The sequence below is a fragment of the Virgibacillus ndiopensis genome, assembly GCF_900187325.1.
GTDB lineage: Bacteria > Bacillota > Bacilli > Bacillales > Amphibacillaceae > Virgibacillus_E > Virgibacillus_E ndiopensis.
Genome location: NZ_FZMZ01000004.1, coordinates 477,534 through 500,312, shown reverse-complemented (window position 1 = coordinate 500,312; position 22,779 = coordinate 477,534). Strand labels below are relative to the sequence as shown.

The window sequence follows — 22,779 nt, the reverse complement described above, 5'->3', positions numbered from 1 at the left end:
GATCTGATGAAACTATCGAACTATGAATCTAGTTTGGTAAACAATGCATGGTTTTAATCTAAGTAAAAAGTATTACGACGAATAGCATGCTCATTAGAAATGATAAACGAAAAGTAGTGATCACATTTAAGTGTGGTGCTTTGTACCGCTGACTGGATGGATTACAAGTATAACCAAGTTAAAAAAGAGGTGAAAGATATGCCGGTAATAGAAGTTGAAGATCTATCAAAGGTATTTGGTAAAAACCAAAAGCAAGCGTTAAAGCGTTTAGATGAAGGTATGTCCAAAGACGCTATTTTAAAAGAAACAGGAAATACGGTTGGGGTCAATCGTGCTTCATTCTCAGTAGAATCTGGGGAAATTTTCGTTATTATGGGTCTATCTGGAAGTGGGAAATCTACATTAGTACGGTTAATAAATCGCTTGATTGAACCCACGGAGGGTAGTGTTCGAATTGACGGAGAAGACCTAGCCAAAATGGACAAGAAATCTTTAAGAAAAGTACGTCGGGAAAAATTAAGTATGGTTTTCCAACGCTTTGCACTATTCCCACATCGTTCTATACTGGAGAATGCAGAATTTGGTCTTGAAATTCAAAATGTGCCTAAGGAAGAAAGACAGAAAAAAGCACAAGAAGCATTGGAAATGGTTGGATTAGGTGATTACATCCATCAGAATCCAGGTCAATTATCTGGTGGGATGCAACAACGTGTCGGATTAGCTCGTGCATTAGCGAATGATCCGGAAGTACTATTAATGGATGAAGCATTTTCAGCACTTGATCCACTTATTCGTAAGGAAATGCAAGATGAATTAATCGATTTACAAGCAAGCATGAAAAAAACGATTCTATTTATTACGCATGACCTAGATGAAGCATTGCGTATTGGTGACCGTATTGCACTGATGAAAGATGGTTCAATCGTACAAATTGGTACACCAGAGGAAATCTTAGTCAACCCAGCAAATGATTATGTTGAAAAATTTGTTGAGGATGTTGATCGTTCAAAAGTTCTAACAGCGCAAAATATTATGAAGCGTCCTGAAACGATTAATATTGAGAAACATGGACCGCGTGTTGCTTTAGAGAGAATGAGAGAAGAAGGTTTGTCTAGTATTTTTGTTGTTGATAGCAAACGTAACCTAAAAGGGTATGTGACAGCAGATGATGCATCAGAAGCTAGGAAAAAAGATATTCGTGATATTCATGAAATCTTGAAAAATGACATTCCACGAGTTAAAAAAGATACTGCAATGAATGAGATATTTGACGTGATTTATGACTCACCTATTCCAGTAGCAGTTATTGAAAACGATAAGTTAGTAGGTATTATTGTTAGAGGTGCAGTTATTGCGGGACTTGCTGGGGAAGGCGAGGTGAAAATAGATGCTTAATACCGTTTTAGATTTCTTTCCAGAAATTCCAATAGCAGATAAAACAAAGGCATTCACGGAATGGTTGACAGACACATTTGCGTTTTTATTTGATCCGATCAAAGAAAATCTAGAAGGTTTTATGGAATTTACAGCTGACAAGTTGATACTAGTTCCACCTGTGATCATCATTTTATTAGTTGCTATACTTGCCTTCTTTATATCTGGTAAAAAATTGGGTTTAGCAGCTTTTTCAATCGTAGGTCTTTGGTTAATTTACAATCAAGGATTTTGGGAACATTTGATGAACACATTTACATTGGTACTTATTTCTAGTTTATTGTCCGTCATAATTGGTGTTCCTGTTGGTATATTAATGTCTAAAAGCAGAACAGCAGAAGCAATTATCACACCAATTTTGGACTTTATGCAGACGATGCCAGCATTTGTTTATTTGATTCCGGCCGTTGCATTTTTCGGTATCGGAATGGTTCCAGGTGTGTTTGCATCCTTAATATTTGCTACACCACCAACTGTACGTTTTACCAACCTAGGTATTCGTCAGGTTTCTAAGGAATTAGTTGAAGCATCTGAAGCATTTGGTAGTACTGGTTCACAAAAATTGTTTAAGGTTGAATTACCGATGGCTAGAGCTACCATTATGGCGGGAATAAACCAAACGGTTATGCTTGCTCTTTCAATGGTAGTTATTGCATCCATGATCGGAGCGCCAGGACTCGGAACAGAAGTTCTATCAGCACTTCAACGTGCACAGGTAGGTACAGGATTTGTTGCAGGTGTAGGAATTGTTATACTTGCGATTATTATTGATCGTTTCACACAAACTGTGAATTCGAAAAATAAGTAGGTTGTTAATGATGTTGGTATCTTTTCTATACGAAAAGTTTCCATATATAAAAAATTAGTAAAAGGGGAGTTTTATAGTTATGTTTAAATTTAACTGGAAACGTCTAGGTATTGCTGCCGGACTTTCATTATCATTAGTTGCTGCAGGTTGTAGCTCTGATGAAGGTTCATCAAGTGAAGGATCTTCTGATAGCGATTCTGAAGCTTCAAAAGAAATTGAACTATCTTATGTGGAATGGGATACTGAGGTTGCATCAACAAATGTAATCGCAAAAGTCTTAGAAGATCAAGGTTTTGATGTTAAAGTAACACCACTTGATAATGCAGTAATGTGGGAATCAGTAGCTTCTGGTGAAACAGATGGTATGGTTGCTGCATGGTTACCAGGAACACACGGAGATCTTTATAAGCAGTACAAAGATAAGTTAGAAGATTTAGGTACAAATCTTGAAGGTGCAAAAATTGGTTTAGTAGTTCCGAAATATATGGATGCAAATTCAATTGAAGATTTGGATTCACAAGCAGATAAGACAATTACTGGTATCGAACCAGGGGCTGGAGTTGTTAAAGCTGCTGAAACTGCAGTTGAAGAATACAGTAATTTAGATGGTTGGAAAGTACAAACTTCCTCAAGTGGTGCAATGGCTACAGCATTAGGTGAAGCTATTGAAAATGAAGAACCAATTATTGTTACAGGATGGTCTCCACACTGGAAATTCCAAAAATATGATCTTAAATATTTAGAAGATCCTAAAGGTTCATTTGGAGATGCAGAAGAAATTAAAACTATGGTACGTCAAGGCTTGAAAGAAGATATGCCAAATGCATATAAAATCTTGGATCAATTCCAATGGGATCCTGCAGATATTGAAGCTGTAATGCTAGAAATCCAAAATGGAACAGATCCAGAAGAAGCTGCTGCAGCTTGGGTTGAAGAAAATTCAGACAAAGTGGCGGAATGGACTAAAGGTGTAGAATAAGCATAAAAAATAGAAAGCTGATACTTATGGTATCAGCTTTTATTTCGAAAGGAGCATTTCTATGTTAAAGATGAATAAACCTTGGAAAAATTTCATAATACTTTTTGGTGTTTTGTTAATGGTTATGGTTGCAGGCTGTGGTTCAGATGATGATACGAATAAAAAATCTGCTGATGATACGAATGAAAAATCAGGTGATGCTTCAAATTACAGTGAATCAGTTGACTATACGATTACAGGTATTGAACCAGGAGCTGGGATTACGGTTACAACAGAAAAAGCTATAGAGAAGTATGATAGTTTAAGTGGTTGGAAACTTAAACAGTCATCAACGGCTGCTATGGTCACACAACTATCTGAAGCAATTGATAAAGAAGAGCCGATTGTGGTTACAGGATGGAATCCGCATTGGATGTTTGCGAAATACCCTGATCTCAAATATTTAGAGGACCCAAAAGGTGTTTATGGTAGTACAGAAGTTATTAAAACATTGGCTCGTAAAGGGTTAAAAGAAGAGAAGCCAAATGCATATAAGATATTAGATCAATTCCATTGGAAGGTAGAAGATATGGAAGGGATTATGTATGATTCGCAAGAAAGTGGGAAAGAAATAGCTGAAATAGCAAAAAAATGGGTTGATGAACATCCTGATGCTGTTGCTGAATGGACAAAAGGTGTTGATGACGTTGATGGAGTTGAGGTTGAACTTGTATCAACTCCATGGGACTCTGAACGAGCATCATCAAGTGTAGTTGCAGAAGTATTAAAATCAAAAGGTTTTAACGTCAAAGTTACGCCAGTTGATGTAGCAGTTGTATTTAAAGCCATTGCAAATGGAGATGGCGATGCTACAATGGCTGCTTGGATGCCTGTCACACACAAAGATTTTTATGATGAATTTAAAGATCAATTTGATGATCTAGGTGAAAATCTAAAAGGTGCTAAAATAGGATTGGTCGTTCCAAAATATATGGACATTGATTCTATTGAAGATTTACAAGCGAAATAACAAGTTTAAAAAAGATTCCTCGATTTTATAACGAGGAATCTTTTTTTACTTTTTCTTCAAGATCTTTCAAGCTTGATTCAATTTGTTCCAGGTAATTTTGTATATTTTTTTGATGTGGCTCGACTGAATTTCTCCAATCTAGAACGGAGGTTTTCATTTCTTGTGTTAAATCCTTAATTAATGCCGCACCTTCTTTTGATGTTTCGGTAATTTGGTCTTTCAGGCGCATGCCATCTCTTCTTAAATTTTCAAGCATATACTTCCATTCGGCACCTTGCTCTTTTGCACGGATTCTTAAGTCCTTGCCAGAAGCAGGTGTACTCAATAATGTGGCAGTGGCACTAACAACGCCTCCAACAACAAAACCTAATAATAATGATTTACCTTTAGCCATAAACATGTCGCTCCTTTCGCATACTTACCTATAATTATTATTTCCTCTTTTCATACTACTATGAAACATGCTTTCAGATAATATGTAACAACATACTTTTATTATAAGAGATTTTAGGTTCAAAGTGTACGAAAAACCATTGTTTTTAAAAAATCCTCTGACAATATTGCCAGAGGATTTATATAATTTTATGAAATTGGAAGTGGTTGTGTTCTTTTGAAAATTCGTTGAACGATCGGATAAATGATTGCCATGAATATTGCGTTTAATGCAGCCGCTGGTAATACAGCAGTTAGGAATAATAATGTAAAAGTACCTTCCATTAGGCCAACAATGTATAAGGCTGAACCTAAAAAGATAGAGCCACTAACAATTGTTCCAATTGCAGTTAATACTGGTGCACTGATAGTATTGGATACCCTGTCCTTAACAAGTAAGAACAATCCAAAAAATAGTAGTGCGGTAATTGGCTTATCTATCATGTTTGCAATTTGTCCTCCAGGAGCTTGTGTTGTTAATGCGGAAATAACTCCTGTAGTAATTGCTAAAATAACAACGTATTTAGCTCTGGGAACTAACATAATTCCTAAAAACATCATGGACAGCATCATGTCTGGCTTTACTCCGTATATTATTGATGGAATAACTGTATGCAGGACAGCACCTATCCCCACCAACAATGACAAAACCACTAAAATCCTAGTATTCATTTGTACCTCTCCTCATCTCGGCTAGACCTACATGATGTAGGTCAGTTCGACATTGCCACAATTTTACCGCTGGGACGAGTAATCGCAATCCCAGGACGTGGCGATCTTAATCGAACATCCTCTTTTAGTTTATATGCATCCCAACTGTACGCTCATCGTCAGTTGCGGAAACATATTATTATTATAACAAAAAACAGGCTGAATAAAAAGTGCCAATTTTCTAAATCCCTTATAATTCAATTCCTTCATTAATTTTTTTGGCAATTTGTTGTAGATCATCAGATGAATAATCGTCTTGATGAGTTGTCCAACCTAATTTGTATCCATCTCCTTCGCCGTATCGAGGAATGATATGAATATGTAAGTGGAATACAGATTGTTCTGCTGGTGCTTCGTTATTATTTAAAATGTTCATTCCAATCGGCTGATAAACTTCTTTAATCGCTTTAGCTATTTTTGGAACGCGAGAAAATAATTCTTCAGCAACTTCTGATGGAGTTTCATAAATATTTTTCGTATGCGTTTTTGGAATGACTAACGTATGTCCTTTTGTTACCTGACTGAGGTCAAGAAAGGCGTATACATGCTCGTCCTCGTATACTTTTGCTGAGGGTAGTTCACCATTAATGATTTTACAAAAAATGCAATCTTCATGACTCATTGAAATCACTCCTTAGCTTATTTGTTCCTATTGTATATAGCAACTATAGGAAAAGTAAAGCTAAAAACTACATTAGCCTTGGATCATAATTTCAGTTAACTGTACTAATGGTTGCTTTCTATAATTACGTCCAATTCTTGACCTCCGTCCGGATTCACTTCGGCTGGATGCTTTCCGCGGAAACGGCCTCAGCCTCCTCGAGAAACCCGCTCTGCGGGGTCTTCGGACTCGTGCTGTTCCCATAGGAGTCACCACCCTCCGCTCATCCGGATTGGTACAGAAGATTAAAAAATATATAACGGTACCTCACTAGATAATGATTATTAAACGTAAAGTATCAATAATATCTTTAAGAAAATGATAAGCATGTTAAAAATCCACTTACTAGCAGCCAGTATACAATACTTTCAGCGATGCAGCACTCCTCACAACTCGTAGTGTATACGGACTGCGGGAACAGAGAGTAATCAAAAATGTTAAATTACACAACACTTTATGTAGATTTCATACTGAACAGTAGATAATTAGACGTTCATATGCAAAAACAAACAGGACTAGCCCTAATTGGACTAGCCTGCTTTAAGAAGAACGAGGATGACGATAACATCTAACGTTGGGGACTTTTAGTAATACAACGTTAAATTGCAAAACTGCTACTTAACTGTTTGATTACAAAAACCTTTTTGTCAGCATCTCAGGTAAACCTGGGATGTGTCCTGGCAAAAGGGTTTTATCATTAGATTACCGTTCACTAACACCTCATTTTGTGTTTTTTACACGAAATTCACATTAGAGTATCTTTCGCTAACACCTCATTTTGTGTTTTTTATACACGAAATTTCATTAGTTACTCGATCACTAACACCTCATTTGTGCTTGACACGAAATTTTGTAGTGGTACATCCCCGCTCTTCACTAGTTATTTTGAACGGAAAGGCTGCTTTTATACATACGTGTGTTTAAAAAATACGACATTGATTGAAATGATGGTAGATTGTCATTCCGGAAAACAGTCGCGCCAGGAGGCTCAAGCGTTGGCTGCCCGGAACGGAATCATCATAGCTCTTATGTCGCCTTATGATTAATTGCCTTTAAAAAATTTGTCATTAAATGTCTAACGGTATGCTTTGGCTTTGTCCTCGAATAATGGTAAAATTTTAGTCTAAGGAATGTTTAGGAGGAAGTCTAGGTGAAACCTTTATTACATATTGATAACCTTCATGGAGGGTATACTCATAAGAATGTATTACACGGTATTTCGTTTGATGTTTTTCCAAAAGAAATTGTTGGGCTAATTGGGTTAAATGGAGCGGGGAAGAGTACAACAATTAAACATATTATTGGCTTAATGCAGGCAAAAAAAGGCACTGTTTCTGTTAATGGAAAAACATTTGAGGAAAATTCTAATGTCTATCGAAGTCAAATGGCATATATACCTGAGATGCCAATATTATACGATGAACTTACACTGTATGAACATCTTCGTTTAACGGCGATGGCCTATGATATACCAGAGGATGTTTTTGAGAAAAGATTGCAGCCTTTGTTAAAGGAATTTCGCATGGAGAAAAAGTTAAAATGGTTTCCAGTTCATTTTTCAAAAGGAATGCGTCAAAAGGTGATGATCATGTGCGCATTTTTAATTGAACCGCCGTTATATATTGTTGACGAACCATTCGTTGGTCTGGATCCTTTGGGGATCCAATCGTATCTTCAATTAATGGATGAAATGAAGACTAACGGATCTGGTGTGTTAATGTCAACACACATATTAGCAACTGCGGAGCGTTATTGTGACCGTTTCGTAATTTTACACGATGGTAAAATACGAGCGATTGGTACATTACCAGAATTACGAACTGAATTTAACATGCATGATGCAACACTTGATGACCTGTATGTACAGCTGACAAAGGAAGAGAGCCATGTTTGATTCCAATGCGCTTTTTAGAAGACGATTTTCAGATCATTTAAAAGAGACAAACCGATATTTACGCTATATTTTTAACGGTCATATTGCTTTTGCAATGATGTTTTTTGTATCAGCACTTGCCTATTACTACCAGGATTGGCTGACAAAACTTCCAGCAGATTTTCCGACCGATTGGGTAATGGGAATAGCACTCGGATTATTAGTCAGCTATAGTCCGGTTCGTACACTATTAAAGGAACCTGATTTAGTTTTTTTAATAACTGCTGAACATAAAATGGGAGCATATTTTCGGAATGCATTAATTTACAGTTTTGTCATTCAATTGTATTTAATTTTAGTAACGATGGCGGCGTTTGGTCCACTGTATTTTGCTACATATCCTGAACGCGATGGGAAAGTTTATCTAGTTACAATCGTTGTTGTTTTAATCTTCAAGATTTGGAATTTAATTGCAAATTGGTGGATGTTAAAAGTTAGAGAACCCGGAGTAAGAAAGATCGATCAGTTTGTACGTATCTTATTAAATATAGCAACATTCTTTTTTATAGTTAATGGGGATATGTTGCTTGCGGGGGTTACAACTGCACTGTTTATACTTGTATTTTTATACGATTTGAGTGTGTCAAGGAAACAGGCAGGAATAGTTTGGGACTTGCTCGTGGAAAAGGATCGTAATAGAATGCAGGCTTTCTATCGAATTGCAAATATGTTTACAGATGTTCCACATATGAAAAATCGAGTTAAAAAGAGACAATGGCTTGTATCATTGATTAATCGGGTGGCGTTTCAGCAAAAATATACGTTTGACTATTTGTTTCGTATTACTTTTATACGCAGTGGCGACTATTTTGGTATGTACGTCCGTCTCATTATTATTGGTGGATTATTAATCTATTTTATCCCAAATAGTTGGGTGAAGATTATTTTTGGTTTTGTTTTTTTGTATATGAGTAGTTTTCAAATGATGACGTTGTATCAGCATCACCGAACTGTAATCTGGTTGGATTTATATCCTGTTGAGCTACAAAGAAGACAGCAAGCAGTATTAAAGTGGCTGTATCAACTGGGATTCATTCAACTATTTATTTATGCCTGTCTTTTCCTGGTGTTTGGTGATCTTAAAGGTTTGGTTATCATGTTAATAGGTGGACTGATATTCAATTATCTATTTATTAACGGCTATGTAAAACAAAAGCTGGCATAAAAATGCTCTATATGCGGGATTTCGCATATAGAGCGTTTTTTAGTTTTGTGCTTGATAATTAAAATATGCTGAAATCAGTGTTTTTGCAGCGATTGGTAAAGATTTTTCATCTATATCAAATTTAGGATGGTGGTGTGGATAAGAATTACCATCCTTTTGTGCGCCAGTAAAAAAGTAAGCACCTGGTCGCTCTAACATGTAATATGCGAAGTCTTCGCCACCCATAACAGGTAAGACTTCTTCTCTTTTTGTTATTTCTAAAATTTGTTCGCTTGCTTCAAGAACTAGTTCAGCCTCGTCAGCGTGATTAACAAGTGGCGGATAGCCCTTTTCATAATTTAGTGTATAGGTTGCATTATTAGCAACGCATACACCTTTAATTATTTTTTCCATTTCAGCAATAATTTGTTCCTGTATGGCTGTATCAAGGTACCGAACAGTACCAACTAATTTTGCTTTATCCGCAATGATATTAAATGCGTTTCCAGATTCGAAAACGCCAACTGTCACGACACCGGTCTTCAGTGGATCTAATCTTCTTGAGATAATTTGCTGGAGCTGTGAAATGACTTGTGCGCTAATAACAATTGCATCATTTGTCTCGTGTGGATATCCACCATGCCCACCTTTTCCTTGAATCGTCAACTCAAAACGATCAGTACCTGCCATAAATGTACTCTTTGATGTTTGCAGCACCCCTAGAGGTGTTGTTGCCCAGAGGTGTGTTCCGAATACCGCATCCACTCCATCTAACGCACCTGCTTCAATCATAGGTTTTGCACCGCCTGGAGCATATTCTTCTGCATGTTGATGTAAAAAGACGATTGTACCAGTGAGTTCTTGTTTAAATGAAAGAACAGCTTTGGCTAGAGCCAATAATGTAGCGGTATGTCCATCGTGACCACATGCATGCATTACACCGTCAACCATTGATTTGTATGGTACTTCATTTTCCTCTTGAATCGGTAATGCATCAAAATCAGCTCGCAATGCGATTGTTTTACCGGGTTTTCCACCTTTTAATGTGGCTATGACACCATTTCCACCAACGTTTGCTTGATAAGGGATCCCTAATTTTTCATAATAATCCGCAATGAACTTAGCAGTTTCTGTTTCTTGAAAGGATAGTTCAGGATGCTGGTGTAAATATCTGCGAGTTTCTACCATTTCCGGATACAGTTCATCAATGGCTTTATGTATTTTTTCTAACATCGGTAAATCCTCCTGTAACTAATTTTTCTTACTATTATAACACTTATGAATGAACAAAGAAAAAAGGACGGCTAATCAAAGCTGTCCTTAAAAAGGGGGGCAATCTATATTAAGTTAATCGCGGGTCGGCGAGTAATCGTTCAACCTCTTCCTTATGATGAGTTTCATCGGAAATTAAGTCTTCTAATTTAACAACAAGCTCGGTATAGCCTAATGCTTCAGCCTGTTTTTTTCGTTTTTCATAACGTTTAATCGTATCATTTTCGGCTGTTAATGTTGCCTCAAGTAATGCTTTAACCTCTGTTGGCTGTTCGACATCAGCAGATTTTGTAGTCGGTGTACCACCAAGCGTCTTTATTTTCTCTGATAAGTATAGTGCATGTCCAAGTTCATCGTTTATTTCGCTTTCAAAAAATGGTTTTAGTGCAGAGCGATATAAACCTGAAACAACCGATGCGCTGTATGTGTATTGGATTGCTGCTCCATATTCATGTGATAAATCTTCATTTAATCCATCAATTAATTGTTGTAATTCGTCACTCATATACTATCCCAACCTTTTATTTATTTTGGCTGTTTTATAAGAGATTGTTGTTTTTATATTTCAACTGTTAGAATTAGACAACATTCACCACTTCAAAAACAATCTTTCTCGAAAACAGCCTTTATTTTTATTTATATAGTTACGATTCCCTATTAAAAATTTTTAAAACCTATAATAACAGTTTCAGCTGACTCAGTCTTAAGGCGGAGGAAGAAACATTCTTCAGGTCGTTAATTAATGTTGCGCTTTCCATTAGTATATGGGTAAGATAAAACGGAAGGGGCGTTATGTGTGGAAACTACGCATGCTAACATAGTAAATGAGGGGAAAGTTCCTGTTTTCAAAAATCGAAATTTTCTCTTTTTATTTATTGCAGCTCTATTTTCTTCACCGGGTTATTATGTTTATTTAATTGGTTCTGAATGGTTAATGCTATCCATTAATGATAATCGTTTTTATTTCGGTATGCTGTTTCTCGCGGCATCAATTCCAAGATTGTTATTATTAACTGCAGGAGGGTTAATTGCAGATCGTTTTAATCGGAGAACAATACTTTTTTTATCTGATCTATCCAGAGCACTGTTAATCGTAGTATTACTATTTTTTATTGTGACTGACTCCATAACCATTGTTCATTTAATTGTTATGGCTATTGTTTTTGGAATTTCGGATGCCTTAAGTTATCCAGCAATGAATTCCATGACACCGATGATCTTAGAGGAAGATCAGTTACAGCGAGGGAATTCACTTATTCAAATGACAGCACAAATTAGTCCGATTTTAGGACCTGCAGTGGGTGGTAGTTTAATTGCGTTCTTAGGATTTGAAGGTGTTTTTTCAGTAGCATTTGTTATGCTTCTTTTATCTTCATTAGCAGTATTGTTTATCAAATTGCCACAACAAGCTGTTGAAAGTGAGAAGAAAACACCGTGGGAAGACTTAAAAGAAGGATTTAGTTATGCCAGGAAAAACGAACTGGTTATTGCAGTTGTGATCTTGGGATTCTTTTTAAACTTTTTCATTTCAGGTCCACTGTCAATTGGTCTTCCAATAATAATAAAAGATATATTTCAAGGTAGTGCACTGGGATTGGCGACTGTTGAAACTTCCATGGGGATAGGAGCACTTGTTGGAGCAATTGTACTTGCCTCAATAAAGTTAAAAAAACAGGGGACTGTACTTTTAATAAGTCTAATTCTGTTAGGGATTTTTTATTCAATGATAGGAATATCTGGCAATTTATATCTAGTTGCATTTATCGTAGCAACAATGGGCTTTTTAATTCAATTGGTCAACATTCCTTTAATGACGATGCTTCAACAAACAACGGAGAAAAAAATGTTAGGCAGGATGATGAGTTTTCTGATGACGGTCTCAACCGGGCTAGTCCCGGTATCATATGTTGTAACTTCATTGCTGTTAGCCATGGGAGTCAGCATTCAAGTTATTATATTTATTGGTGGAATTATTGTTACACTCATTGCTGCAATTAATTTTAGGAACAAACATATTTTGAGTTTTAAAGAGTAGAAAGGGTGACTGAAATGCTCCGAAATCTTATGGCACTATTATTTATCGTTATTGGGGCAGTACTGGTTTTGGCAAACTTTGATATCATTTATTTTGATGTTACAGATGTGTGGAATTTGCTACTACCAATAATTCTTATCGTATTCGGAATAAAGTGGTTTACGAATGATATTAGAAAATGGGGCGGAAGCTGGATGGGGGGCTCGTTTTTAATCATATTTGGAGTATTATTATTACTCGGATATTTTGATGTGATTAACTTTACCTTTTCCGATGTATTTAAATTATGGCCACTATTAATCATTTATATTGGTTTTAGCATTATTGGGAAACCCGGGCGTGGGATGAAATTCAGTATCATGACAGATAGTAAAAAAGACAATAATGTTGAAAGCAAAAGGAAGGGGAACCGCTTCTCGATAGGTGATCACGAGTTTAAGAAACCTAATTGGAAAGTGGAACCAATGGACTTGTTTAATGCTGCTGGAAATTACTACATTGATTTTACGAAAGCATTTATCCCGGAAAAAGAAATTCCGATCACGATCAATAGCTGGGCAGGTGACGTACAAATATTGTTGCCGGAAAACCTTGCGTTTCGAATAGATGCTTCTGTCAAAGCAGGTGAGATTAATGTACTGGGTGAATCAGCAGATGGCGTTAATCGAAATGTGTTCTATGAATCTACGGACTATGAAAATGCAGTTCGAAAAATAGATATAAGATTGAAACTAAAAGCTGGTTCAATCCTTGTGGATAGAGTCTAGAGGGGGGGAAATAATGAAAAAACGTTTTAGTAGTATACGTTTTAGCTATATTCGTTCCCATTTTTATAGTACGTTTTTAACGACAGTTACTTTATTATCGATTTTACTTTCTATACATGTGTTAATTGCTCCGGCATGGCTGAATGTGACAAGTATATTTGTATTTGTATTATTGTATGTCATATTGGCTTTGATTTTATCGTTTTATGTTGGATTTAAATCAAGTGGTGATATGAAAGAGCGGTTAGATTACCTATCTGTTTTAATCACGCAATTCACCAATGGTAACTATACCTCTCGTGTTTTTTTTAATGAAGAAGATGAGATTACTAGAATTGGCAATGAGTTGAATGAATTAGGTGAGAAATTACAAAATCAAGTGAAATCATTACAACGGATGGCTGATGAAAAATCGGATTTCGCCAAATCGGCGCACAAAGCTGCTGTAATTGAAGAACGGCAACGATTGGCAAGGGACCTTCATGATGCGGTCAGTCAACAATTGTTTGCATTGACCATGATGTCAGAAGCGGCAGTGAAACAATTAGAGAAGAAACCTGAACTTGCAAAAGAACAGATGCAAGAGGTTGCGATTGCAGCATTAAAAGCGCAAACGGAAATGCGCGCACTCTTGTTACATCTTCGACCTGTACATTTATCTGGTGAACCATTGGCATCTGGTATCAAGAAATTGATTAATGAATTAAAGCGGAAAAGCAAACTGGAATTTAATTTAAAAATTGATGAAGACTTAAACCTCTCTGAAACAACAGAAGAGCATGTTTTTCGTATTATTCAAGAATCGTTATCAAATACTTTACGTCATGCTAATGCAACAGAAGTAAAATTACAGCTGGGTCATCGTGCTAATGAATTGTTTTTACATATAAGTGACAATGGTAATGGATTTGATATTGATGAGGATGCAGATCGGAAAACGTCATATGGTTTAAAGACAATGAAGGAACGAAGCGCTGAATTAGGTGGTACGTTTGCAGTTCGATCAAATGTGGGAGAAGGAACGTATATTGATATACGAATTCCTTTTTAAAGGGGGGAGAAATTATGATTCGAGTAGTCGTAGTTGATGATCATGATATCGTCCGAAAAGGTATCATAGCCTATTTACGAACTGACGATGTATTAGAAGTGGTAGGGGAAGCTAGTAGTGGAAATGATGGTGCCAAGCTGGTTATCGATTTGGAACCAGATGTTGTTCTAATGGATTTGATGATGGAGAATGGAACAGGGATTGATGCAACTTCTAAAATCATGCGTACATTGCCGAATTGTAAAATAATTATTCTGACTAGCTATTACGATGATGAACAGGTTTTTCCTGCAATTGAAGCTGGTGCATTTAGTTATATTTTGAAAACATCAACAGCAGAAGAAATCACTGATGCTATTAAGAAAGCTGCAAGTGGTGAAAATGTTATCGAGGCAAAGGTAGCTGGGAAAATGATGTCTAAATACAGAACTGCACAAAGAAGGGCACATGATGACTTAACCGATCGAGAGTTAGAAGTGTTAATTTGTATCGGAAATGGAATGACGAACCAAGAAATTAGCGAAAAACTTTATATCGGAATAAAAACAGTAAAAACACATGTAAGCAATATTTTAGGGAAGCTAGGTGTTAATGATAGGACACAGGCGGCTGTTTATGTGCATCGAAATAAATTAATTCATTAAATTGTAATAAAATAAAGCAGGAAGAGGGTTCTGGGGGATCTTCTTTTTTGTTTTTTTACAACTGCGCTTGTATAATAACAATGTATATTAAATTGGAGGAGTTTACATAAATGAAAAATTCCAATTCTAGTGAGACTATTCTTTTAGTGATATGGGCCCAGGCACTAATAGCAATACTTGGTAGTTTATTCTTCTCAGAAATTATGGGGTATATACCATGTGAATTATGCTGGTTCCAACGCATTCTGATGTATCCATTAGTTATTATTTATGGTGTTGCAGCTATTAAAAAAGATTTATCAATCGCTTTACCAGGACTAATTTTAAGTGGTATAGGTATGCTTGTTTCTGCATATCATTATTTGATTCAGAAATTACCAGTGTTACACGAAACCGGCGGATCATGTGGAATTATTCCATGTAATACCGAATACGTAAATTATTTAGGCTTCATCACAATACCGTTCTTAGCTGGAGTCGCGTTTATTGTAATTTTTGTACTTCATATTATTTTACTAAAACAACAAAAGGGGAAATAATAGATGCAAAAGAAATTATTCATCATCCTTGCTGTAATTGTCGTTTTATTTATAGCATTATACTTTGTAATGGACTATAAAAATGATAAGGCAATCGAGAATACTGATAATCCATATGGCACAAATAATTTAGACCAAGCGACGATAGATCAATTAGACGATCCATTATATCAGAATATAATTTTACCAGATGAATTAGAAAAGAAGTTAGATAATAAAGAAGATGTAGTAGTTTATTTCTTTAGCCCAACATGTGTACATTGTCAAAATACAACGCCATATCTTGTTCCAATAGCTGATGAATTAGGTGTGGATATGAAAAAATTTAATCTGTTAGAGTTTGAAAATGGTTGGAATACGTATGGTATCGAAGCAACACCGACACTTGTATATTATGAAGATGGGAAAGAAGTGGACAGGATTACAGGATCCCAATCCGAAGAAATGTTTAGAGCGTTTTTTAATGAATATGTTGTAAAATAGAAGACTAGCTACTGTGCGTATCTAGTTTTTTAATTAGGATGTTTAGTAAAATATTGTTTTTTGACACATGATACATAAAATGTGTCGTCAGTGATTAAATAATTAAGTCTAACTCTCTATCGTCGTCCGGGATCGCTGCGGGCGGATGCGCACCTTAGGGACGGCCTCAGACTCCTGCGGGAAAGCGAAGACGTTGAGACCCCACAGGGAGTGGTCTTTGCGAGCGAGGAGGCTCAGCGCGAGCCCGCGGAAAGCGAAATGTATTTCCGAAACGAACCCCCTAGCATTAATTAACGTAGCATTTTACTGAAACTACGACGTTAATAAACAATAAAGTTTAGGTGAATAGCGATTTATTTAGCTAGTATAGCAGGAAAATAAGCGGGAGAGAGGGATTATCCTTCTCTCCCGTTAATCTTGATCAATCATGGTATAGGTAGTAACAAAGGGTTTATCTGCAAAAAATGCTGGTGGTTTAGTTGGCCCGTGTTGATGCTGTTTTTTAAACGTATCAGAGTTTTTCCAGTTTTCGAAGTCAGTTTCTGAAGCCCATTGCGTAAACACAACGTATGTATTTCCTTTTTTAGGCTTTAATAAACGAAACGCTTGAAACCCAGGCATTTTATCAATTTCGCCCGCCCGTTGTTTAAAGCGATCCTCAAACGCTGCTGTCCCATCCTCTGTTACCGTTATGTTATTCATCACGACATATCCCTTTTTTACAATACTTCCGCTATCCTGTAAAACGTGATATTCCCTTCCAGCAGCGAAAACGTTTTTTTTATAATCCTCATAATAGGCTAATGCACTTCCGCCTCCAGCCATGAAATAAAAATGGATTTCTGGGTATTTTTCTTGAAGTTTAGATAAAAAATCGAACGAACCATTTGTCATGTATGCTTTCACGTTAACATCTCCTCTCAAAAAATTCTTATAGTTATTCATACCCTATGAAAATAATATTAATCTACTAGTATTTAGAATTAGTATTAAATAACATTGAGTATTATTCTTTCGGATTGGTGAAATTTGTCGTATACTATACGGTGTGATTGTAAAAAACAATCATGTCTAGAGGTGAAATATGAACAAAAAGAATAACAAATATGAAAAACTTTTATCAATTCCTACTAAAGTAAAATGGACATTATTTGTAGCTGGTTTTATTATATTTTTCGGGTTGATCGGTTATTTCATTATTTTATTCGGTGGAAAACTAGTTGTCGATGAGGAAGATTTAATTCTAGACGCAAAAACAACGATTGAAACCCAAGACGGTAAAGTCATAGCTTCATTATACCATGAATATAGGACTCCTATCGATATTAACAATGTTCCAGAGCATGTAAAAAATGCGTTTGTGGCAATTGAAGATCGACGTTTTTATGATCATGCTGGCGTTGATTTTAAATCTGTTTCACGTGCAGTATTTAAAGATATCGTTGCTATGAAAAAGGTTGAGGGAGCGAGCACCATCACGCAGCAGGTGGCAAAAAATTTGTTTTTACACAATGATAAAACATGGATGCGAAAGACAAAAGAAGTAATGGCTGCAATTTATTTAGAACGAGAGTTTTCCAAAGAAAAGATTTTAGGGTTATATGTAAATGGAATCTATTTTGGACATGGTGTATACGGAATTGAGGCTGCCTCGCAATTATTTTTCTCTAAGTCTGCTGAAGAGTTAACCGTAACAGAGGGGGCACTTTTGGCAGGATTAGCACAAGCCCCAAATGGTTATTCGCCAATCAATCATCCAAAAAAGGCATTAACAAGAAGGAATACAGTACTTCAAGCCATGGATGCGGCGGGTATGATATCTACTGAAAAACGCGTTCAGGCACAGGGCAAAACATTGGGGTTACACGTAAAAGAAGAAACACCAAATCCGTGGACAGACAGTTACGTTGACCTAGTGATGAAAGAAGCGGCAAGCGATCATCAATTGTCGATTGATGAATTAAAACGCGGTGGTTATCGAATTGTGGTAAATATGAATGATACTGCACAACAAATTGCCTATGAACAATTTAAAAAAGAGGACTATTTCCCAGGAAATACGACAGGAGTAGAGGGTGCTTTTGTCATGATGGATCAGCAAACGGGTGCCATCATTTCAGCCATCGGAGGGCGGGATTATAGTCTAGGAGACTTAAATCGTGTAACCGTAAAGCGCCAGCCTGGCTCTACAATGAAGCCGATAGCTGTATATGGTCCAGGAATGATGAAAGAGGATTATCAGCCTTATACGCTTTTACCAGACCAGAAAATGGATAATGATGGTTATACTGTAACAAATGTTGACAATAACTATGCGGGAGCGGTTTCCATTTATGAAGCTCTAATAAAGTCGAAAAATGTACCAGCAGTTTGGCTGCTCGATGAAATTGGAATTCCCTATGCAAAAGAATATTTAACTAAAATGGATATTACGATTCCAGATAATGGATTAGCTATTGCATTAGGTGGGTTGTCAAAAGGCATAACCCCTTTAGAGATGATGGAAAGTTATCGAGTGTTTGCACATTCTGGAGAAGCGATTGAATCCCATACAATTGATCGAATATATGATCAAGATGATGAGGTTATTTTTCAAAATGAAGCTGAAACCACGGCAGTTTTCTCATCACAAGTTGCATGGAACATGACTGAAATTTTACAGGCAAATGTTGATCATGGAACTGCCGAATATGGGGAATACGAAAAAGCCTTGGCAGGAAAGACTGGTTCGACTCAACATCCATTTGTAAATGGTAAGTTTAAAGATGCATGGTTTGTCGGGTATACCCCGGAGTATGTTAGTGCATTGTGGATGGGATATGATAAGTCGGATGAAAAACATTACTTAACAGATGGAAGTAAATATCCGACAATGCTTACAAAAGCTATTTTAACAGAGTTGGACAACCGTGAATCATTAACAACAGCTTTTACAAAACCAAAAAATGTTGATGCGTTAGCAAAACCGATTAATCTGCCGGAAAATATAGAACTTTCTGCCGGTTATGAATTCGGTGGTTTTTCCTTAGTAAAGGGAAAATTGACATGGACAAGTCCGCCAGATGATCGTGTTGTTTATCGTATTTATCAAGAAAAAGATGGTATCGATAAACGTATTGGTGAGGTGAAAGGGGATAATGAATTTATTGTCGATGATGTTTCGTTATTTCAGAAAGAAAATTTTTATGTCGTACCATTTAACCCTTTAACAAAAATAGAAGGAAAACGTTCAAATTCAGTGGAATTGTCGATGTAAATTAGACAAATTCATGACAATCAAAAGGGTTTGCTATACAGTAAGAAAGGAAATCGCTATAGTTAAATATAGAGGTTAAGTAGGTAAAAAGGGTGAAAAAAATGTCGAAACAGATTAATGATACGATTATTAGAGCGTACAATGGTGAAAAAACTGATTACACTCCTGCGTGGTTCATGCGACAAGCGGGCAGGTCACAAAAAGAATATCGAGAATTGAAGAAAAAATACTCTTTATTTGAAATTACACACCAGCCAGAACTATGTGCTTATGTTACACGATTGCCTGTAGAGCATTATGGTGTTGACGCAGCAATTTTGTATAAAGATATTATGTCGCCGCTTCCGGCTATTGGAATTGATGTAGAAATTAAGAAGAATGTAGGCCCGGTTATTCACAATCCGATTAAAACGTTTCAGGATGTGGACAAGCTAGGGAAGATTAACCCTGAAGCGGACGTACCGTATGTATTAGATACCATTCGCTTATTAACAGAGGAACAATTAAGTGTACCGTTAATTGGATTTAGTGGTGCGCCTTTTACATTGGCAAGTTATATGATTGAAGGTGGCCCTTCCAAAAATTACAATAAAACGAAAGCATTCATGTACAAAGAACCTGAAGTTTGGTTTGCATTAATGGATAAACTTGCTGATATGGTTATTACGTATGTGAAAGCACAAATTAATGCGGGAGCAAAAGCTATCCAAATTTTCGACTCGTGGGTAGGGGCTCTTAATGCAGGTGATTATCGGGTATATATTAAACCTGTCATGAATCGGATTTTTCAAGAGTTACAAGCAGAAAACGTACCATTGATTTTATTTGGTATTGGTGCAAGGCATTTACTACTCGAATGGAATGACCTTCCAGTAGATGTTATTGGCTTGGATTGGCGTACATCTATTACGGAAGCAAGACAAATGGGTGTTACGAAAGTGGTGCAAGGGAACCTGGATCCTGCAATTTTATTATCTGATTGGGAAACAATCGAAAAACGTACAAAGGGAATTTTAGATGAAGGTGTAGGGGAAAACGGCTATGTATTTAATTTGGGGCATGGAGTAACACCAGATATCGAACCAGCAACGTTGAAGAAATTGACGGAGCTCATTCATAATTATTCACGAAAATAAGAGGTGCTGAAAATGGAACGAAAAAAAATAGGATTACTTGTAATGGCATATGGAACGCCTTACAAAGAGGAAGATATTGAACGTTATTATACACATATTCGTCATGGTAGAAAGCCAACAGATGACATGCTTCAGGATTTAAAAGATAGATATAAAGCGATTGGTGGAATTTCTCCATTAGCAAAAATCACGGAAGACCAGGCAAGGTCAATTGAAGCAAATTTAAACGAGATGCAAGAAGAATACGAATTTCAAGTATATATCGGATTGAAACATATTGAGCCATTCATTGAAGATGCAGTGGAACAAATGGCGCAAGACGGAATTGAAGAGGCGGTATCTTTGGTACTCGCCCCACACTACTCAACATTTAGTGTAAAATCATACAATTCACGTGCAAGTGAAGAGGCTGCAAAACATGGTAAACCTAACATTATATCTGTGGAAAGCTGGTATGATGAACCTGGATTCATCGGTTTTTGGGCTGAGCAAATTAATGCTGTTTATAATAAAATGCCTGCAGATGAAAAAGAAAAAGCTGTGTTGGTAATATCTGCACATAGCTTGCCTGAGAAAATTTTGCAACATGGTGACCCATATCCTGACCAATTAAAAGAAACTGCTAAACTAATTTCTGAGAAAACTGGTATTACAAATTACGAAATCGGCTGGCAAAGCGAAGGAAACACACCAGATCCATGGCTTGGACCAGATGTACAAGATTTAACACGTGAATTATATGATAAAAAGGGCTATCGTTCATTCGTATATGCTCCAGTAGGATTTATTGCACATCATTTAGAAGTTTTATATGACAATGATTATGAATGTAAGGTAGTTTGTGATGAATTAGGAGCTAACTACTATAGACCTGAGATGCCTAATGTACATCCGAAGTTTATCAAAACATTGGCCGAGGTAGTTTTGAAAAAAGTTAGAAGTGAAGCGTAATGAGTGAGAAAAAGCAAATTGTAATTGTTGGTGGCGGTATAACAGGCTTAACCGCTGCTTACTACTTACAAAAAGAAATAAAAGCAAATCAATTGCCATATGATGTGAAATTAGTGGAGGCAAGTGAACGTTTAGGTGGTAAAATCAAAACGTTTAAAAAAGATGGTTTTACGATCGAACAAGGTCCGGATTCATTTTTATCACGAAAAAAGCCTGCGGTTAAACTTGCTGAAGAACTAGGCATGGATGATCAACTTGTAAGAAATGGTACTGGTCAGTCCTATATTTTAGTACAAGGTAAATTACACAAAATGCCTAGTGGTGCTTTTATGGGAATCCCAACACAAGTTCGACCGTTTCTATTTTCGGGGATTTTTTCGGGGAAAGGGAAGTTACGTGCAGGATTTGATTTTGTACTTCCTAAAGGAAAGGAACAAACAGACCAATCATTAGGTGGCTTTTTCCGACGCCGGTTTGGTAACGAATTAGTGGAAAATTTAATTGAGCCTTTGTTGTCTGGTATTTATGCTGGAGATATTGATGATATGAGCTTGATGGCTACATTCCCTAATTTTTATCAATTAGAACAAGAACATCGTAGTCTTGTTAAAGGCTTACAGAATACGATGCCTAAACCTAAAAAAACAAAAGAGAAGAAGCCTGGCATGTTCTTCTCATTTAAAAGTGGTCTTGAATCAATGGTTGATCGACTTGCAGATGAATTTGATGACAATACAGTTACATTAAATGCAGCTGTAGATCATGTTGAAAAAAAAGAACATGGCTATCATTTGTTATTAAGTAATGGTGAGGTTTATAAGGCTGACACAGTCATAATGGCGACACCGCACTTCACGCTACCAAAGATGTTCAGCCAATATGATTTCTTTAGTAGTTTTAAAGAAATTCCAGCTACTTCTGTTGCAAATGTTGCTTTAGCATTTGATAAATCAGCAATTGACCAAGATATTGATGGAACAGGTTATGTTGTTTCAAGAAATAGTGATTTCCGTATCACTGCTTGTACATGGACACACAAGAAATGGCCAACATCGACACCAGATGGTAAGGTGCTATTGCGTTGCTATGTCGGTCGTCCATCAGACCAAGAAGTAGTTGATTTATCGGATCAGGAAATTATCGATATTGTATTAAATGATTTAAATAAAACAATGAATATCACTGGAAAACCTGAATTTAGTGTTATTACACGTTGGAAGAATGCAATGCCGCAGTATACGGTTGGCCATAAAGAACGAATTGCTAAGGTTCGTAATAAGGTTAATGAGCAACTTCCAGGTGTTTTTTTAACAGGTAGTTCGTATGAAGGTATTGGTGTACCGGATTGTATTGAACAAGGTGAGAAGGCAGTGACAGATGTATTGGAGTTTTTGCGAGGATGATAATCTGAGCCAGTACATTAATAGAGTGTGCGGGCTTTTTTTGTGGATTGAGATTGATGCTGATACTGATGACTCCAGACTTTAAATGCGCCGTTTTGAGCTGGACACACAACTTCCACAGTAGAACGTGC

At 36.6% G+C, this 22,779-nt stretch carries 22 protein-coding genes; 16 read left to right on the top strand and 6 right to left on the bottom strand.

Annotated elements, in window-relative coordinates; genetic code table 11:
* The first annotated feature begins 198 nt into the window (after positions 1-198).
* The 4 genes from CS937_RS04865 (at position 199) to CS937_RS04850 (ending at position 4,230) form a co-directional block, all read left to right on the top strand.
* On the top strand, positions 199-1,395 hold the full coding sequence (locus tag CS937_RS04865; RefSeq protein WP_099157333.1) for a quaternary amine ABC transporter ATP-binding protein: 1,197 nt from the start codon (positions 199-201) through the stop codon (positions 1,393-1,395).
* Positions 1,388-2,242 (top strand): ABC transporter permease, encoded by an 855-nt coding sequence (locus tag CS937_RS04860; RefSeq protein WP_099157332.1) that lies wholly within the window; start codon positions 1,388-1,390, stop codon positions 2,240-2,242. The genes CS937_RS04865 and CS937_RS04860 overlap by 8 nt, the downstream gene beginning before the upstream one ends.
* 79 nt (positions 2,243-2,321) lie before the next feature.
* Positions 2,322-3,221 (top strand): glycine betaine ABC transporter substrate-binding protein, encoded by a 900-nt coding sequence (locus CS937_RS04855; RefSeq protein WP_099157331.1) that lies wholly within the window; start codon positions 2,322-2,324, stop codon positions 3,219-3,221.
* Positions 3,222-3,282: 61 nt separating this feature from the next.
* Complete coding sequence (locus CS937_RS04850) at positions 3,283-4,230, top strand: glycine betaine ABC transporter substrate-binding protein (RefSeq protein ID WP_176555754.1); 948 nt, start codon at positions 3,283-3,285, stop codon at positions 4,228-4,230.
* A 25-nt stretch (positions 4,231-4,255) separates the two neighbouring features.
* Here CS937_RS04850 and CS937_RS04845 read toward each other — a convergent pair whose 3' ends face one another.
* The 3 genes from CS937_RS04845 to CS937_RS04835 all read right to left on the bottom strand — a co-directional run bounded on the left by CS937_RS04845 (position 4,256) and on the right by CS937_RS04835 (position 5,995).
* Positions 4,256-4,624 (bottom strand): YtxH domain-containing protein, encoded by a 369-nt coding sequence (locus CS937_RS04845; RefSeq protein ID WP_099157330.1) that lies wholly within the window; start codon positions 4,622-4,624, stop codon positions 4,256-4,258.
* Between the two features lie 188 nt (positions 4,625-4,812).
* On the bottom strand, positions 4,813-5,334 hold the full coding sequence (locus CS937_RS04840; RefSeq protein WP_099157329.1) for a tryptophan transporter: 522 nt from the start codon (positions 5,332-5,334) through the stop codon (positions 4,813-4,815).
* Between the two features lie 229 nt (positions 5,335-5,563).
* Positions 5,564-5,995, bottom strand: coding sequence for an HIT family protein (locus CS937_RS04835; RefSeq protein WP_099157328.1), 432 nt, complete (start codon positions 5,993-5,995; stop codon positions 5,564-5,566).
* A gap of 1,189 nt (positions 5,996-7,184) precedes the next feature.
* Here CS937_RS04835 and CS937_RS04830 point away from each other — a divergent pair.
* Positions 7,185-7,928 (top strand): ABC transporter ATP-binding protein, encoded by a 744-nt coding sequence (locus tag CS937_RS04830; RefSeq protein ID WP_099157327.1) that lies wholly within the window; start codon positions 7,185-7,187, stop codon positions 7,926-7,928.
* A complete protein-coding gene (locus tag CS937_RS04825; protein WP_099157326.1) occupies positions 7,921-9,132 on the top strand; it encodes an ABC transporter permease in 1,212 nt (403 codons plus the stop codon). The genes CS937_RS04830 and CS937_RS04825 overlap by 8 nt, the downstream gene beginning before the upstream one ends.
* Before the next feature lie 39 nt (positions 9,133-9,171).
* On the opposite strand, the gene CS937_RS04820 is transcribed toward CS937_RS04825, so the two are convergent.
* Both CS937_RS04820 and CS937_RS04815 read right to left on the bottom strand, forming a co-directional pair.
* Positions 9,172-10,344, bottom strand: a complete 1,173-nt coding sequence (locus tag CS937_RS04820) for a M20 family metallopeptidase (protein ID WP_099157325.1) — start codon at positions 10,342-10,344, stop codon at positions 9,172-9,174.
* A 109-nt stretch (positions 10,345-10,453) separates the two neighbouring features.
* Positions 10,454-10,888: a ferritin-like domain-containing protein gene (locus CS937_RS04815; RefSeq protein WP_099157324.1), complete on the bottom strand. Its 435-nt coding sequence runs from the start codon at positions 10,886-10,888 to the stop codon at positions 10,454-10,456.
* A 291-nt stretch (positions 10,889-11,179) separates the two neighbouring features.
* On the opposite strand from CS937_RS04815, the gene CS937_RS04810 reads away from it, so the two are divergent.
* The 6 genes from CS937_RS04810 (at position 11,180) to CS937_RS04785 (ending at position 15,902) form a co-directional block, all read left to right on the top strand.
* Positions 11,180-12,418 carry an MFS transporter gene (locus CS937_RS04810; protein ID WP_245835696.1) on the top strand — a complete coding sequence of 413 codons (1,239 nt, stop codon included), beginning with the start codon at positions 11,180-11,182 and terminating at the stop codon, positions 12,416-12,418.
* 14 nt (positions 12,419-12,432) lie between these two features.
* A complete protein-coding gene (liaF, locus tag CS937_RS04805) occupies positions 12,433-13,185 on the top strand; it encodes a cell wall-active antibiotics response protein LiaF (protein ID WP_099157323.1) in 753 nt (250 codons plus the stop codon).
* Positions 13,186-13,198: 13 nt separating this feature from the next.
* Entirely contained in the window at positions 13,199-14,236 is a 1,038-nt protein-coding gene (locus CS937_RS04800) for a sensor histidine kinase (RefSeq protein WP_099157322.1), read from the top strand.
* 14 nt (positions 14,237-14,250) lie between these two features.
* Positions 14,251-14,880: a response regulator gene (locus CS937_RS04795; protein WP_099157321.1), complete on the top strand. Its 630-nt coding sequence runs from the start codon at positions 14,251-14,253 to the stop codon at positions 14,878-14,880.
* Between the two features lie 110 nt (positions 14,881-14,990).
* Positions 14,991-15,419, top strand: a complete 429-nt coding sequence (locus CS937_RS04790; protein ID WP_099157320.1) for a disulfide oxidoreductase — start codon at positions 14,991-14,993, stop codon at positions 15,417-15,419.
* 3 nt (positions 15,420-15,422) lie between these two features.
* Complete coding sequence (locus tag CS937_RS04785) at positions 15,423-15,902, top strand: DUF6568 family protein (protein ID WP_099157319.1); 480 nt, start codon at positions 15,423-15,425, stop codon at positions 15,900-15,902.
* Between the two features lie 411 nt (positions 15,903-16,313).
* Here CS937_RS04785 and CS937_RS04780 read toward each other — a convergent pair whose 3' ends face one another.
* A complete protein-coding gene (locus CS937_RS04780) occupies positions 16,314-16,808 on the bottom strand; it encodes an antibiotic biosynthesis monooxygenase family protein (RefSeq protein ID WP_099157318.1) in 495 nt (164 codons plus the stop codon).
* 178 nt (positions 16,809-16,986) lie between these two features.
* Between CS937_RS04780 and CS937_RS04775 the strand changes: the two genes are divergently transcribed.
* The 4 genes from CS937_RS04775 to hemY all read left to right on the top strand — a co-directional run bounded on the left by CS937_RS04775 (position 16,987) and on the right by hemY (position 22,648).
* Positions 16,987-19,158 (top strand): transglycosylase domain-containing protein, encoded by a 2,172-nt coding sequence (locus tag CS937_RS04775; RefSeq protein ID WP_099157317.1) that lies wholly within the window; start codon positions 16,987-16,989, stop codon positions 19,156-19,158.
* A gap of 101 nt (positions 19,159-19,259) precedes the next feature.
* Complete coding sequence (gene hemE / locus CS937_RS04770; RefSeq protein ID WP_099157316.1) at positions 19,260-20,294, top strand: uroporphyrinogen decarboxylase; 1,035 nt, start codon at positions 19,260-19,262, stop codon at positions 20,292-20,294.
* Positions 20,295-20,306: 12 nt separating this feature from the next.
* Positions 20,307-21,245, top strand: a complete 939-nt coding sequence (gene hemH, locus CS937_RS04765) for a ferrochelatase (RefSeq protein ID WP_099157315.1) — start codon at positions 20,307-20,309, stop codon at positions 21,243-21,245.
* On the top strand, positions 21,245-22,648 hold the full coding sequence (gene hemY / locus CS937_RS04760; protein ID WP_099157314.1) for a protoporphyrinogen oxidase: 1,404 nt from the start codon (positions 21,245-21,247) through the stop codon (positions 22,646-22,648). Before hemH ends, hemY begins: the two co-directional genes overlap by 1 nt.
* The last annotated feature ends 131 nt before the right edge of the window (positions 22,649-22,779 follow it).